This window comes from Gilliamella intestini (assembly GCF_900094935.1).
Classification (GTDB): domain Bacteria; phylum Pseudomonadota; class Gammaproteobacteria; order Enterobacterales; family Orbaceae; genus Gilliamella; species Gilliamella intestini.
Genome location: NZ_FMBA01000052.1, coordinates 1 through 14,557 on the forward strand (window position 1 = coordinate 1; position 14,557 = coordinate 14,557).

The following is a 14,557-nucleotide window of genomic DNA, read 5'->3' on the forward strand; positions in this document are numbered from 1 at the left end:
GTGCCTTTATCGCTATCGTCATTTAGTCGAGAATGCCTTTGCTAGAATCAAACAATATCGTTCAATATCAACTAGATACGATAAGTTAGAAAGGAATTATGCCAGTATGGTATCACTGGCATTTATGTTAATGTGGCTGCCAATGTATTGTTGAGTAATTTATGTACAGCAAAGAGCAACAGTCCCTAATCAATGTTGATTAACGCAAGGGACAAAAACTGGGATTTATTGTTAAGTTGGCAAGCTAAATATCTTCAATTATCAAAAGGTATTATGTTGATTGATGATTTTGCAGAAATTGAAAATATTCCTTTGCAACATCAGGATATTGTTCGAATGTATATTAAAAATATTCTTAGCTATCAGCAGCAGTTAACCCAATTAATGATTACTCGTCATTCTCAGCTTAGAGAGTTAATTAGTAAACATGTCAATTATCAGAATAAAATAGATAAATATCAAGAAATTGCAAGATTAATGTAAATTTTAGCGAAGTTTAGTTTGGCCTGATTTTTTATAATAAGGCCATAAAAATCTATTACTGTTTTGATTAAATATAGTATTTTATGTAAGAATGAATAATCATACATAAAATAACCACACAAAAAAATATCGTTTTTTATTTCTTATTTAATAGAGGCTATGAGTTAAATATTCATATTCATAATTTCTTGATAAGCAGCAACCAGTTTATTCCGTACTTGAATACCAAACTGTAATGATACTGATGATTTTTGCATACTAACCATTACCTCGTTTAATGAAATATTAGGATCACCCATCTCAAACGCTTTAGCTTGTTGATTTGCTTGTATTTGCAGTTGGCTGATTTTATCTAAAGCTGTTTTTAGCTCTGAACCAAAGCTTTTTTTTTCAGCAACGTGCTCTTTTGCAGTAATATAGGCTGATTCATTTAAATTTGTCAGCTCAATTGAATTTAACATATTGATTGTATTCATCTTGATGGTTATTTGTTTTGTTTATTTTGCCAATTGCCGTTAAATTTATCATAAAAACAAAAAATCAAAGGTTTTAAGTAAGGGAAAAACTGTGCGCTTTTCTTGCCATTGAATTTTTTAAATACATGGATAATAAACTACAGAGTCAATCTAAATAGTTTAGAGTCAGGATGCTATGGCTAGCGAAACAGTCAATAATAAAGGTGAATCAATTTTCAATAAGTTGCCTTTTGCCGATCAATTAAAACAAAACAAAAAAATGGCATTGTTAATTGCAGGTGTAATTACAATGGCTATTGTTAGTTTTATCTATTTATGGGCTAAAGATGAGTCTTATAGTGTTTTATTTAGTAATTTAAATGATAAAGATGGTGGCGAAATAATTAGTCAACTTGATAAGATGAATATTCCTTATCAATTTTCTGCCTCGGGTTCGACAATCTTAATTCCACAAGATAAGGTTTATGATACCCGTTTACGTATAGCGCAACAAGGATTACCTAAAGGTGGTTCTGTTGGTTTTGAATTGCTCGACAAAGAAAGCTTTGGTATGAGTCAATTCAATGAGCAAATCAATTACCAACGCGCACTAGAAGGTGAATTATCCAGAACAATATCGATTATCAGTAGCATAGATGATGCTAGAGTGCACTTAGCAATGCCCAAGCCGTCTTTATTTGTTCGTGAGCGAAAATCTCCATCAGCCTCTGTTGCATTGACTTTACTACCAGGCCGAAGTTTATCACAAGGTCAAATCGATGCTATTATTCACTTAATTTCAAGTAGTGTGCCTGAATTACAGGCTGATAAAGTGACTATCATCGATCAACATGGTCATTTATTAACGGGTGAAGGTTATCGAAACAGAAATACGAATGTTGCTCAACTCGAATTTAGTGAACGGATTGAAGAAAGTATTCGTCAACGAGTGGAAAAAATTATTATACCTATTTTAGGTAAAAATAATGTTAAGGTACAAGTCAATGCAGATGTAGATTTTAGCCGACAAGAATCAACATCAGAAACTTATGATCCTAATAGCGATATTGCGAATCAAACTATCCGCAGTAAGCAACAAATAGCAAACCAACAATCAGCCAATAGTAATGGTATAGGTGGCGTGCCTGGCGCTTTGTCTAACCAACCACTGCCAACTTCTAATGCACCGATTGATGCAGATGAAACAAAAACCGTATCGACTGAAAAAACAGATAAAGCGCAATCTTACAACCTACAATCAAATAATACTGTCAACTTTGAAGTAAATCGACAAGTTATACATAGTCAAATACCGGAAGGACGAATTAAACGCTTATCTGTTGCCGTTTTAGTTAATTATAAATTTGTCAAAACCGAATCAAGTGATAGCAAATCGGAATCAGATGACAGTCAGGAGTCAGAAAGTACTCAACAATGGGTAAAGCTAGATAATGATGAACTTAAAAATATTGAATTGTTAGCCCGCCAAGCGATGGGGTTTTCAGATTTGCGTGGCGATTCACTCACCGTAGCCAACTTAAAATTCACCGCTCAACAATTAGATGAAGATAACAGCCTTGCATTTTGGAAGACCAATGAATTTTATCAAATGGCTAAAAATATTGGTAAATATCTGATTTATATTTTGCTTATTTGGTTAATCTGGCGAAAAGTATTGCGTTCACTATGGATAAAAGTACAGCGACAATATCTAATTTGGGGTGATAAAACTACTGACGCATCAGCCGTTGTTGAGGAAAAATTAGATTATAAAGCGCACAGTAAACAGCAGCAAAAAATATTTGAAGATAACATGCAACAACAGCAATACATCCGCAAAGTTGTTGAAAAAGATCCTCGTGTTATGGCATTAATAATTCGTAGCTGGATCAGTAAGGAGGACACAGAACAATGAATTTAAGTGAATCTCAAAAAGCTGCCACCGTATTAATGGTATTAGGTGAAGAGCTAGCTGCAAAAGTGATGCAGTATTTAAGTTCGAAAGAAGTACAACAAATTAGTAGTGCAATGATGTCATTGCCTCAGCTTTCTCAAGAACAGTTGAAAAGTATACTTAATGAGTGCCAAGGAACACTTGATGATTGTGCTGTTTTAAATACAGATACTGATGGATACTTACGTACAATACTCGAAAAATCCATTGGTAGTGAAAAAACCGAACGTTTACTTGACGATCTATTAAATACCGATCGAAAAGAAGAAACCGATGGCCTTGAAATGCTGAACTTTGTTGATGCTGCACGAGCAGTTGATCTTGTTAAAAAAGAGCACCCACAAATTATTGCGACAATATTAGTACATTTAAATCGTGATTTAGCCGCTGAAATTTTGAATCTATTTGATGATGAGTTACGTAATGACGTTATGTTGCGAATAGCCACGTTTGGTGGTGTTGAGCCATCAGCACTTAAAGTGTTATCAGCATCGTTATCAACGTTATTACATGGTCAAAATATTAAACTGAATAATATGGGAGGAATCCGTACAGCGGCTGAAATTATTAATTTAATGAAGTCGCAGCAAGAAGAGCTAGTTATCAACTCATTGCGTGATTATGATGTCGAGCTTGCACAGAAAATTATTGATGAAATGTTCTTGTTTGAAAATCTTGTTGAAGTTGATGACAGAAGTATCCAACGTCTACTTAAAGAAGTCGATAATGAAGTACTCATCATTGCATTAAAAGGCGCATCGACGGCACTACGTGACAAACTGTTAAGTAACATGTCTCAACGCGCTGCGTCGATTTTACGTGAAGATCTTGAAAACAGACCGCCAGTACGCTTATCGCAAGTTGAAACCGAACAGAAGAAAATTTTGGTTATTGCGCGTCGATTAGCAGAAAGTGGCGAAATGATCTTAACTAGTGGTGATGATGAATACGTATAACCAATCCGATAAATTAGACTGGCAACCACTAAACTTTCGGGACTTAGCTACATGTTCGCTATCAAATGTAATCGAAAGCAAAGAGTTAGAACAAACCGAAGTTAATGTGTTACAGCCTGATCTTGAGATTGAGCCAAAGCCAGAATCAGAATTTAATACCGAAAGTTCAGAACTCGTAGTTACTCAACAAACATTAGAACAATTAAAGCAGGAAATTGAAACACAAGCCTATCAAGAGGGATTTAATTTAGGACGAGAGGCAGGTTTTGACGAAGGAAAAAAAGTAGGTTACGAACAAGGTTTCCTTCTTGGGCAACAAGAAGGACGAGAGCAGATTGTACAGCAGCTCAATGATGAAAGATGTAAAACAGTTCACGCTATAACTGATATATCCAATAACTTTGCGCAATCAATTAATGATATTGATGAATTAATCGTACCTAAGTTGTTTGATTTAGCGTTAATCGCTGCCGAAAAAACAGTGGGTAGTCTTACTAAAATCAAACAAAAACAACTAATGCATACGATAAAAATATTGGTTGAGCAGTGTTCAATTTTGTCAGAACCTATGTCGTTACACCTTAACCCTACTGATTGGCAATGGTTAAAGCCCATGCTTAATGAAGAAAACCTGCAATATAAGTGGCAACTTATCGCAGACCCCAATATTGAAATAGGGGGGTGTAAAGTTTTTACTGACACCAATGAAATTGATACAAGTATCAACAATCATTGGCAAATCATGTCTGACTGTGTAAAAAGGGATAATCATTAACATGAAATATTCATCTTTATGGTCAGATAAAATTACCCAAGCGACACAGCGACTTGAGTCTTTATCTTTAATTCGTCAATATGGGCGTTTGGTCAAAGCATCGGGATTAGTTCTTGAAGCTGTAGGATTAAAATTACCTTTAGGATCTAACTGCCTAGTTGAGCGACAAACAGAGGGGCTGATTGAGCCTGTTGAGTGCGAAGTGGTTGGCTTTAAAGATCAAACACTTTATTTAATGCCCTTTGAATCAACTGATGGTATTTTATTAGGTGCACGAGTTTATACTAAACAATATGATTTAATACACTTTAGTCATAAAGTATTGCCTGTAGGCATGGGGTTATTAGGTAGAGTAGTTGATGCTATGGGTAAGCCGTTAGATGGCAAACCCTTACCAGAACATATTGAGTATGCAGGGTTAGCCAGTAAATCACTTAATCCATTACAACGAACGCCAATCCATCAGGTGTTAGACGTTGGCGTAAGAGCAATAAATGCGTTACTGACCGTAGGGAAAGGGCAACGAATGGGTTTATTTGCAGGGTCAGGTGTGGGGAAAAGTGTTTTGCTTGGCATGATGGCGCGTTACACTCAAGCGGATATCATTGTTGTTGGTTTGATTGGTGAACGAGGGCGCGAAGTAAAAGACTTTATCGAAAACATATTGGGTGAAGAGGGTTTAGCCCGAGCGGTTGTTGTTGCTGCACCTGCAGATGTTTCGCCCCTATTGCGCTTACAAGGTGCAGCCTATGCCACTAAAATTGCCGAAAGCTTTCGTGATCAAGGATTTAACGTTTTATTGATTATGGACTCATTAACACGTTATGCCATGGCACAACGTGAAATTGCCTTGGCAATTGGCGAGCCCCCTGCGACGAAAGGATATCCACCTTCGGTATTTGCAAAATTGCCTGCGCTTGTTGAAAGGGCTGGCAATGACGAAAGTGGTAAAGGTGCAATTACTGCCTTTTATACGGTATTAACGGAAGGTGATGATCAACAAGATCCAATTGCTGATTCTGCTAGAGCAATTTTAGATGGTCATATTGTATTATCACGCTCACTTGCTGAATCAGGACACTACCCAGCTATTGATATTGAAGCCTCAATTAGCCGAGTTATGACCGATCTTACTGCACCTGAAGACGAAAAAAAATCACGATTATTTAAACAACTGTTTTCAAGCTTTCAACGAAACCGTGATTTAATTAATGTTGGTGCTTATGTAGCAGGTACCGATCCCTTATTAGACAAAGCAATAACGCTATATCCCGTAATGCAAAAATTTTTACAACAAGGTATTTATGAACACTGTAGTTATCAAGATGCCTATCAACAATTGGCGGACATTGTGGCACCGCAATTAACAGGTTAGGAGTAGTGTGCTGTGAATAAACATTCATCAAAAATAGCCTTTACTACATTAAAAAAACTGGCACAAAAGTCGGTCGACGATAATTTAATGAAGCTAAAAAAAGCCAACGAAAATCAACAAAATGCACAATCACAACTTAATGTTTTAAAGGATTATTATGTTGAATATCAACAAAAATTAAATAATGCCTTATCTGAGGGGATAAAAGGTAGTGAGTTAAGTAACTTTACATCGTTTATTGCCTCTATTGAGCAAGGAATTGAGCAACAAAAAAAATTGTTGTTATCGTTAGATATCAAACAAAAGCAAATTATAAAAAACCTTAATCAATCACAAAAAAATGTAAACACTTATAACACATTACTAAACAAACAGCATAACCAATATTTACGACAGCAGAATCGGTTACAACAGAAACTGACAGATGAATTTGCGCAATTACAATTAGCAAGGAGAATATTAAATGAATATTAATCTGATTAATGATTTAAACCTTACCGCTTCTCGTCAATCAGAACTTGTTGAAACCGATGGTATGGCTAACGATAATGATAGTTTTCAGCAATTATTGCAACTTAGTGAAAACCAAATAGAGCAAGATAAGCAATTACCTAATACTAAACTAAATGGCAAGAATGAAACACATGAAGATAATGACAACGATGCCAACATGTCTTTTATTGCCATTTATCCTTTTAATAATGTACCACAAGAGCAAATGCATTGTGCATTGCTTGATGTAGCACAACATAGTGATATTGAGATTGATCAAAGTTCATTAATGACGGCTAACGTAAATACTGATTTATTAGGTGATTTATCGACCGATACAGCAACAAATGAGCAGGCAACGAAATTGCTTTCTTCTATTTATGGTAGTGAAAACTTAATTAATAAGACAAACTCACAAATCGATGTCATGTCATTAGCGGATGATAAAAAAGAGGTAAAGTTAGGACATACTCGTAAGCAAGCTATAAACATTAAAGGTGAGGTTAACGTTAATATAAATCAAACAAAAAACAAGCAAAATGCGAATGATATCACTCAAAAAATAGACAATTTCCAAGCTCAACTTATAACTAACAATCACGGTCAAGATATGACTAGACATCACAATAAAGAACTTTTGTTAACACCTAATACAAATGGGCAGAGTTCGTTATTATCGCCAGCAAATACTACGGTAAAGCCAGTGACAATAAATCTATCAACGCAAGTTAACAGTGAACAATGGCAAACTTCTTTAACTGAGCAAATTGTGATGTTTAATCGCCAAAATATTAAAACTGCCGAAATTAAACTACAGCCTAAAGAATTAGGATCTTTGCACATTAAACTTGAAATAAATGACGATAAAATGAACCTGCATATGATGGCAGCACATCATTTTGTTAAGGGGATGTTAGAATCAGCATTACCTTTTTTAAAAACATCACTAGAACATCAAGGTATTACACTTGAACAGACCAATATTGGTGACTTTTCGATGATGAACGATTCACAGCAATCTGCCATGCATCACTCCCCAAAAAATAGCCAACTGCAAAGAGAAATATCACTTGATACGACAGATGATAATATTGAGCCCATATTTTTGGAAAACAGCTCGCTAAGCTCAGGAATCAGCGTTCTTGCTTAAACATTAATATACAATTTATCAAGCTCAATAGATTAAAACGCTTAAATAGGTGATGTTTTATTGCCTATTCTTCAAATCAATTTTAAAAATATGATTTATTATTCTTATTGCTATAGACACTAAATGAATTGTAGATCTTTTTAAATATTATAGAGACAAGAATAAATATGCCGACAACCAAAAAGAAATTAAGTATTTTAAATTTAGTTCTTATTCTTATTACACTGTTAGCAGTAGGCGCTGCAGCTTATTTGTGGTTTCAAAAAGGTTCACACAGCACAATTAAAGAACCGGAAGAACCCGAAGTTACATCGCCCGTATTTTTAACATTAAAGCCATTTACTATTTCATTGCCTGTTTCTCAGGAGCATATCGACATCAACAAAATCCTTTATGTTGGTATTGTGTTACGTGTAGCGAATGAAGACCAAAAAACAGTGTTATTAGACTATTTACCCGAAGTAAGAAGCGATGTACTGCTTTTAACTTCAAAACAATATGTTAATAATCTAAAACAAGAAAAAGGAAAAAACGATTTACAAGAGCAGATAAAAACTGCCTTATCTCGACAATATGATGCAAAACATCTTGTTAAGATTGATGAAGTGCTATTTACTGATTTTATTATACGGTGATTAACATGTCTGATAAGCATGAATCAACAACAAGCCTTGATGAAAATAATAATGAGGAGCAAACCTTAGATTGTTCATTAACAACTGAAGAAAATTCTGAAAACAATTTAGAGGTTGACGCTTCATTTAATTTCCCTACATTAGATAAATCTCCCGATGTAAGGCCTTATGATCTATCAGTTAGACATCGCTTTATTCCTGAGCGCTTAACTGCGTTAGAAATTATTAATGAACGTTTTGCTCGGCAATTTCGAATTGGCTTATTTAATCGGTTGCGTCGTAATACTGATGTGATTGCCTCGCCCATTGAGCCGCTTACATTTAAAGAGTTTTCTGAAATTTCGCCAGCAACTTATTTAAACCTAGTCCATCTTAACCCATTAAGGGGAGCGAGCTTATTTTCATTTTCGCCCGAATTGGTTTTTATTATTGTTGATTCCTTATTTGGTGGCGATGGGCATAAAACTGAAATCGAAACAGAAGGACGAGAATTTACTCACACAGAACAGCAAATTATTAAAAAAATTTTAGAGTTAGCGTTAGTGATTTATCAAAAATCATGGGCGGATGTTTACTCGATTGAAACTGAATATATTCGCTCTGAAATGCAAAGTAAATTTACTAATATCACCAATTCACCTGATGATATTGTATTAATAAGCAACTTTAAGGTTGAAGTCGGTCATAGTAAAGCAACTTTTTGTGTTTGCATTCCTTATTCAATGGTTGAACCTATCAAAGAGCTACTTATTAAACCACCGATTGAACAACAAACTTACCAAGATGATAACGTTTGGATGAGCTCCCTAACTAGCGGAATCAAACAATCTGCGGTCGAATTAGTTGCTAATTTTGCTACGATAAATACATCTGTAGCCAAATTATTAGCCTTAAAGACTAATGATGTTTTAATGATCGAAAAACCCACAAGTCTTGATGTCACCGTAGGGGGGGTACCTATCTTAACGGGAAATTATGGCAAAATGAATAAACAATATGCAATTCAAGTTGAACAGGTTATTAACCCTGTATTAGAGCAACTGAATGAAGGAGTTTTTAATGACTGATATCAAACAAAATAGTGATGACAAACAACCCACTAATCTAGCTAGCGACGAACTCAATGCTAAAGACGCTATTTTTGAAACACTATCGCCACAACAAGCAGAAGATAAAAAAAATGATATCAATTTGATCCTTGATATTCCTGTAAATTTAAGTGTTGAATTAGGCAGAACCAAAATGACTATTAAAGATCTCTTAAATCTAACCCAAGGATCGGTCATAGCTTTAGATGGTCAAATAGGTGAGCCATTAGATATATTAATTAACGGCTACTTAATTGCGCAAGGTGAAATTGTTGTTGTGGGTGATAACTACGGTGTACGCATTACCGACATTATTACTCCAGCAGAACGAGTAAGAAGATTGAGCCGCTAATGACAAGCAAACAATCCCATTTAGAACAACCAACTGTTGGTACAACAAATACCTTATTGGCGCCATCTTCTGAATTAAATATCTATACCGAAGTAGGATCATCAATGGGGCTAATGCTAATTGTGGTCATTGGTTTTATTTTATTATGTGGATGGCTAGCTAAACGAATGGGCTGGAAAAAAAAATCCCACCAATGGTTAGATATCAAAGCGACCTACAACATTACTCCGAAAGAACGCATTATTATGGTTCATGTTGATAACCAATTATTAGTGGTTGGAGTTACGTCACAACAAATGACACTACTTCACACTATTGATGAACAACGCACTCAAACGCTACTTAAACAAAATGTGACAGGTAAAAACTCGGCTCAAAGTAATGCATTTCAACAAATATTACAAGCTGCGTTGAAAACCAAAAAGGAGTAACAACAAGTGCGATTAAATTTAACTCTTTTGCTAAGCTTATTGTTATTTAGTCTACCAAGTTATGCGGAAACATCAGCACTATCTGCTATAGCTCAACCACTCAGTAGTGGGCAAGGTTGGGCATTACCTGTTGAAACATTAGTATTTTTAAGCCTACTCACTTTTATCCCTATCATATTACTATTGATGACCAGCTTTACACGCATCATTATTGTACTAGGGTTATTACGCAATGCGCTTGGCACACAATCGGCACCACCCAATCAACTTATTTTGGGAATTGCACTTTTTATGACTTTTTTTATTATGTCACCAGTAGTTGATAAAATTTATGAAGATGCTTATGTACCTTATTCGCAAAATCAAATCACTATGCAAGAAAGCTTAACTAAAGCAGCCAAACCATTACAACAATTTATGTTAGCCCAAACTCGAGAAAACGATCTAGCACTGTTTGTCAACATGTCTCACACCAATAACATTCAAACCCGTGACGATATTCCATTAAGAGTACTTGTTCCTGCTTTTGTAGTAAGTGAATTAAAAACGGCATTTCAAATTGGCTTTACTGTTTTTATTCCTTTTTTAGTGATTGACCTTGTAGTTGCTAGCACACTTATGGCATTAGGTATGATGATGGTACCACCGGCAACTGTGTCTCTACCGTTTAAATTAATGTTATTTGTATTGGCTGATGGATGGCATCTATTGCTAGGATCGTTAGCGCAAAGCTTTTTTAGTTGAGTCTCACCATGTCACCAGAATATATAAGTACCTTAGCAATACAAGCAGTAAAAGTTGCTGCATCACTTGCAGGGCCAATATTACTAGCAGCTTTAATTACAGGGCTTATTATTAGCTTATTGCAAGCAGCAACACAAATTAACGAAATGACATTATCATTTATACCTAAAATTATTGCTGTCGTTGTAGTCTTAACCCTATGGGGACCAACCATGTTATCAACCATGATTGACTATTTACAAACAGTCATTACTGACATACCTAATTTAACGCATTAAATATAATGGATTTTGATAGTAATACTTTATTTAATATTGATTTCTTTTCTTTTGTGCAAAATAGTTTTTTCCCTTTTGTGCGTATATTAGCGTTAATTACGACTGCGCCTATTTTTGGTGAAAAAGAGATCCCAAACCGTGTTAAAATAAGCCTAGCTTTACTTATTACCATTTTACTACCGCTACCAAATCTTGATAACAGCATCAAAATATATTCTTTGATGGGTGTTATGATCACAGTTCAACAAGTCATGATTGGCGTACTAATTGGCTTTACTATGCAATTGGCATTTATGGTCATGAGGTTTGCTGGTGAATTGATTGGTATGCAAATGGGGCTAGGAATGGCAACTTTTTTTGACCCAATCGGTGGGCCATCGACATCGGTATTATCACGCCTAATAAACCTTATTTCGTTATTAACGTTTTTGAATCTTGATGGACATTTATGGCTACTATATGGCATATCAAACAGTTTTGATATTATTCCCATTGGACTAATTCCATTACAGGAAAATGGTTATTTGGTACTGATTGAAATTAGCAGATTACTATTTATTAACGGTATTATGCTAGCGCTTCCCTTAATGACCTTACTGCTAATTGTCAATATATCACTAGGGCTACTTAACCGAATGACACCACAATTATCAATATTTGTTGTCGGCTACCCAGCAACGCTATTATTAGGATTATATATGCTCACTTACCTAATGACAACATTACCAACATTTGTAGAATTTGTTTTTGAACAAATGTTTGAAAGAATTTCGAACGTATTGTGGTATTTAAGGTGGTGATGCTTATAACGTATTGAATTAAAAAGAAAAAGCATCAATAAAATCAACACTTTTCCTGACCGATTTTTTAGCAATAAATCGCATTAAGCCATTATGTTAAAAATACTATGTCAATACTGATAGGCCAGAATTGACATAGTATTTAGCTTGTTTCTATTAAGCCTTTTTAACAAAGCAGGCTTTTAGCATAATCTTCATACCATCAACTTTACAATCGATTTCGTGATCGCCTTCGACTAAACGAATGCCTTTCGCTTTAGTGCCTTTTTTAAGTACCGTTGATGATCCTTTTAATTTAAGATCTTTAATCAAAATAATATCATCACCATCGGCAAGTAAGTTACCATTACTATCTTTGACTTGTAATCCATCATCAGAAGCCCCAACTTCGTTTGGATCCCATTCATGCGCACATTCAGGACAAACATAAAAAGTACCATCGTGATAGGTGTGTTTAGACTGGCAAACAGGGCAATTAGGTATAGATTCCATGGGTTATAATTTTTCCGAATTAAATAAAATGACGCTTACTATAGCAAAAAACGTTGTTAAGTCATAGCATTCAGCACTAAGTTTATATTAGGTATTTTTATACATCGTTACTATCTGAATAGTTATTATTTAAAATAACTAAAAATAACTCATAAAAATTATTTACTTTATTAGTATTTTTAGATGGTTGTTTTTATAAAAAACAACCATCTTTCTTCTTTATTAATCAAATCGCCCCAACAATACGATGCGGTATATACTGCTCTTCTAAATAAGCAATATCATCTTCCGATAACGAAATCTTAATAGCTCCAACTGCATCATCAAGATATTTAGTTTTAGTCGCTCCAATAATTGGTGCTGTCACTCCTTTAGCAAATTGCCACGCTAGTGCTATTTGTGTCATGGTTACCCCATATTTTTCGGCAAGCTCATTAACCTTTTGTACAATGCTGGTATCGGCTTTTTGCGTGCTGTCATATTTAGACTTGGCGACTTGGTCGGTTTGGCTGCGTAAGGTGTCGGCTTGCCACTCTAAACGAGCAAGTCTGCCTGCGGCTAAAGGGCTATAGGGTGTTAAAGAGACATTAAATTGTTGGCAGATAGGAATAAGCTCACGTTCGTCTTCACGATATAGTAAATTGTAGTGATTTTGCATAGAAATAAAAGGCGTCCAACCATTTTGCTTCGCCACAAGTTGCATGTTATAAAATTGGTATCCATACATAGCCGAAGCTCCTAAAGCTCTGACTTTTCCTGCCTTGACAAGATTGTGTAAAGCTTCCATTGTTTCTTCCATTGGTGTTGTATCGTCAAAGCGATGAATGATGTATAAATCAACATAGTCAGTGCCAAGTCGTTTAAGAGATCCGTCTATTTCCCTTTCAATTGCGGCTTTTGATAGGTGTCCTTCGTTAAAATAGACTTTTGTTGCCAATATGATTTTGTCGCGAGAAATATTTTTTTTGATTGCCCGTCCTAAATATTCTTCGCTAGTTCCTGCTGAATAAGTATTTGCGGTATCAATAAAATTAATGCCTAAATCAAGTGCGTGTTTAATGATGGCCTCGCTTTCATCAGCATTAAGGGTCCATGCGTGCATTTTGCTAGCTGGGTCACCAAAACTCATACAGCCTAAACAAAAACGAGATACTTGAATATCAGAATTACCAAGTTGTACATATTCCATAAAATCCACCCTTGTAAAAATTAATTTGAATAAACTTTATCCTTCTAACAATAAGCGAATAATATATTTTCGATAAATTATTCTAACCCTTATATTTATTTAAATAAATAAGTTTCTAATTGATAGTATCATGAATTAAATTCACTAATAACAACCTTATGTATAACTGTAAATAGTAAAAGTATTAATAGACATTTAGAATAATTGGCTAAAGGCTTTCTTTTAACGGAAATATGTTCGAGGCTTGACTTAGATCGGCTACACTAAATCATACAACTTTTTTAAGGGGTAAGGTAAACTTATCACAACTAAAAAAGGAACAAATATGAATAAGATTAAACGCAAAAGACGAACATTCACAGATGATTTTAAACACCAAATGGTTAGTAGTCTTTATCAACATGGTAAATCACGTAGAGAAATCGTTGCCGAATATGATTTGACACCATCAGCACTAGACCGTTGGATAACGCAAGCAAGCCAAAGTGGCTCATTTAAAACAAAAGATAATCGCAGTCCACAAGAACAAGAGTTAATCGCTTTGCGTAAAGAGCTTAAACAGCTACGTATGGAAAACGATATTCTAAAGCAAGCAGCACTGATAATAGGGCGAAAATCGCTATCCTAAAAGCAAATCGACATCGTTATAGCATAACAAAACTATGTCAATATTTAGGATTATCAAGACATTACGCTTATTATCAGTGTAAATTGAATAGACAAAAATCAGTAGGGCTTTATGCCGATAAAATCGTGACGCTATTTAATCAGAGCTATCAGTCTTATGGTACAAGACGAATTCATTTTGATTTACAGAAAGAGAATATTTGGGTGTCACGCCGTTACATTGCTCGGGTGATGAAAGCCTTATTGCTGGTATCAAAATACACCGTTAAACGTTATCAATC

The 14,557-nt window shown here is 35.0% G+C and carries 19 protein-coding genes and 1 pseudogene; 17 read left to right on the top strand and 3 right to left on the bottom strand.

The features are described 5' to 3' along the window. Together GA0061080_RS10245 and GA0061080_RS10250 are read left to right on the top strand one after the other, a co-directional pair. A partial coding sequence (locus tag GA0061080_RS10245) for a transposase (RefSeq protein WP_141683138.1) occupies positions 1-154 on the top strand: 154 nt, incomplete at its 5' end. A 38-nt stretch (positions 155-192) separates the two neighbouring features. Beyond that, positions 193-483 (top strand): hypothetical protein, encoded by a 291-nt coding sequence (locus GA0061080_RS10250; protein ID WP_091125143.1) that lies wholly within the window; start codon positions 193-195, stop codon positions 481-483. Between the two features lie 164 nt (positions 484-647). On the opposite strand, the pseudogene fliE reads toward GA0061080_RS10250, so the two are convergent. Next, positions 648-881 (bottom strand): annotated as a pseudogene (gene fliE / locus GA0061080_RS10255) (flagellar hook-basal body complex protein FliE); the annotation flags it as partial. 253 nt (positions 882-1,134) lie between these two features. Between fliE and fliF the strand changes: the two are divergent. The 13 genes from fliF to fliR all read left to right on the top strand — a co-directional run bounded on the left by fliF (position 1,135) and on the right by fliR (position 11,968). Next, positions 1,135-2,853: a flagellar basal-body MS-ring/collar protein FliF gene (fliF, locus tag GA0061080_RS10260; protein ID WP_091125150.1), complete on the top strand. Its 1,719-nt coding sequence runs from the start codon at positions 1,135-1,137 to the stop codon at positions 2,851-2,853. Next, positions 2,850-3,848: a flagellar motor switch protein FliG gene (gene fliG / locus GA0061080_RS10265; RefSeq protein ID WP_091125154.1), complete on the top strand. Its 999-nt coding sequence runs from the start codon at positions 2,850-2,852 to the stop codon at positions 3,846-3,848. The genes fliF and fliG overlap by 4 nt, the downstream gene beginning before the upstream one ends. After that, positions 3,835-4,623: a FliH/SctL family protein gene (locus GA0061080_RS10270; protein ID WP_167349221.1), complete on the top strand. Its 789-nt coding sequence runs from the start codon at positions 3,835-3,837 to the stop codon at positions 4,621-4,623. The genes fliG and GA0061080_RS10270 overlap by 14 nt, the downstream gene beginning before the upstream one ends. Position 4,624: 1 nt before the next feature. Continuing rightward, positions 4,625-5,998, top strand: coding sequence for a flagellar protein export ATPase FliI (gene fliI / locus GA0061080_RS10275; protein ID WP_091125161.1), 1,374 nt, complete (start codon positions 4,625-4,627; stop codon positions 5,996-5,998). Positions 5,999-6,010: 12 nt separating this feature from the next. After that, positions 6,011-6,472 carry a flagellar export protein FliJ gene (gene fliJ, locus GA0061080_RS10280; RefSeq protein WP_091125165.1) on the top strand — a complete coding sequence of 154 codons (462 nt, stop codon included), beginning with the start codon at positions 6,011-6,013 and terminating at the stop codon, positions 6,470-6,472. Next, the gene (locus tag GA0061080_RS10285; RefSeq protein WP_091125168.1) at positions 6,462-7,640 is read left to right on the top strand and encodes a flagellar hook-length control protein FliK; all 1,179 of its coding nucleotides are present in this window, start codon (positions 6,462-6,464) and stop codon (positions 7,638-7,640) included. Before fliJ ends, GA0061080_RS10285 begins: the two co-directional genes overlap by 11 nt. Positions 7,641-7,807: 167 nt before the next feature. Continuing rightward, a complete protein-coding gene (locus tag GA0061080_RS10290; protein WP_091125172.1) occupies positions 7,808-8,275 on the top strand; it encodes a flagellar basal body-associated FliL family protein in 468 nt (155 codons plus the stop codon). Between the two features lie 5 nt (positions 8,276-8,280). Beyond that, the gene (fliM, locus tag GA0061080_RS10295; RefSeq protein WP_091125176.1) at positions 8,281-9,342 is read left to right on the top strand and encodes a flagellar motor switch protein FliM; all 1,062 of its coding nucleotides are present in this window, start codon (positions 8,281-8,283) and stop codon (positions 9,340-9,342) included. Then, positions 9,335-9,715: a flagellar motor switch protein FliN gene (fliN, locus tag GA0061080_RS10300; protein WP_091125179.1), complete on the top strand. Its 381-nt coding sequence runs from the start codon at positions 9,335-9,337 to the stop codon at positions 9,713-9,715. Before fliM ends, fliN begins: the two co-directional genes overlap by 8 nt. Further along, positions 9,715-10,146, top strand: a complete 432-nt coding sequence (gene fliO, locus GA0061080_RS10305) for a flagellar biosynthetic protein FliO (protein WP_091125182.1) — start codon at positions 9,715-9,717, stop codon at positions 10,144-10,146. The genes fliN and fliO overlap by 1 nt, the downstream gene beginning before the upstream one ends. A gap of 6 nt (positions 10,147-10,152) precedes the next feature. Continuing rightward, on the top strand, positions 10,153-10,890 hold the full coding sequence (gene fliP / locus GA0061080_RS10310; RefSeq protein WP_091125184.1) for a flagellar type III secretion system pore protein FliP: 738 nt from the start codon (positions 10,153-10,155) through the stop codon (positions 10,888-10,890). A gap of 8 nt (positions 10,891-10,898) precedes the next feature. Beyond that, on the top strand, positions 10,899-11,168 hold the full coding sequence (fliQ, locus tag GA0061080_RS10315; RefSeq protein ID WP_065635282.1) for a flagellar biosynthesis protein FliQ: 270 nt from the start codon (positions 10,899-10,901) through the stop codon (positions 11,166-11,168). A 5-nt stretch (positions 11,169-11,173) separates the two neighbouring features. After that, positions 11,174-11,968, top strand: a complete 795-nt coding sequence (gene fliR, locus GA0061080_RS10320) for a flagellar biosynthetic protein FliR (protein ID WP_091125187.1) — start codon at positions 11,174-11,176, stop codon at positions 11,966-11,968. A 156-nt stretch (positions 11,969-12,124) separates the two neighbouring features. Here the strand turns inward: fliR and GA0061080_RS10325 are convergent, their stop codons facing one another. Next, positions 12,125-12,460, bottom strand: a complete 336-nt coding sequence (locus GA0061080_RS10325; RefSeq protein WP_091125190.1) for a zinc ribbon domain-containing protein YjdM — start codon at positions 12,458-12,460, stop codon at positions 12,125-12,127. A gap of 226 nt (positions 12,461-12,686) precedes the next feature. Then, positions 12,687-13,649: an aldo/keto reductase gene (locus GA0061080_RS10330; protein WP_091125194.1), complete on the bottom strand. Its 963-nt coding sequence runs from the start codon at positions 13,647-13,649 to the stop codon at positions 12,687-12,689. 325 nt (positions 13,650-13,974) lie between these two features. On the opposite strand from GA0061080_RS10330, the gene GA0061080_RS10335 reads away from it, so the two are divergent. Together GA0061080_RS10335 and GA0061080_RS10340 are read left to right on the top strand one after the other, a co-directional pair. Further along, on the top strand, positions 13,975-14,277 hold the full coding sequence (locus GA0061080_RS10335; protein WP_091125198.1) for a transposase: 303 nt from the start codon (positions 13,975-13,977) through the stop codon (positions 14,275-14,277). A gap of 83 nt (positions 14,278-14,360) precedes the next feature. After that, the coding region (locus GA0061080_RS10340) for an IS3 family transposase (RefSeq protein WP_141683139.1) at positions 14,361-14,557 on the top strand (197 nt) is incomplete at its 3' end.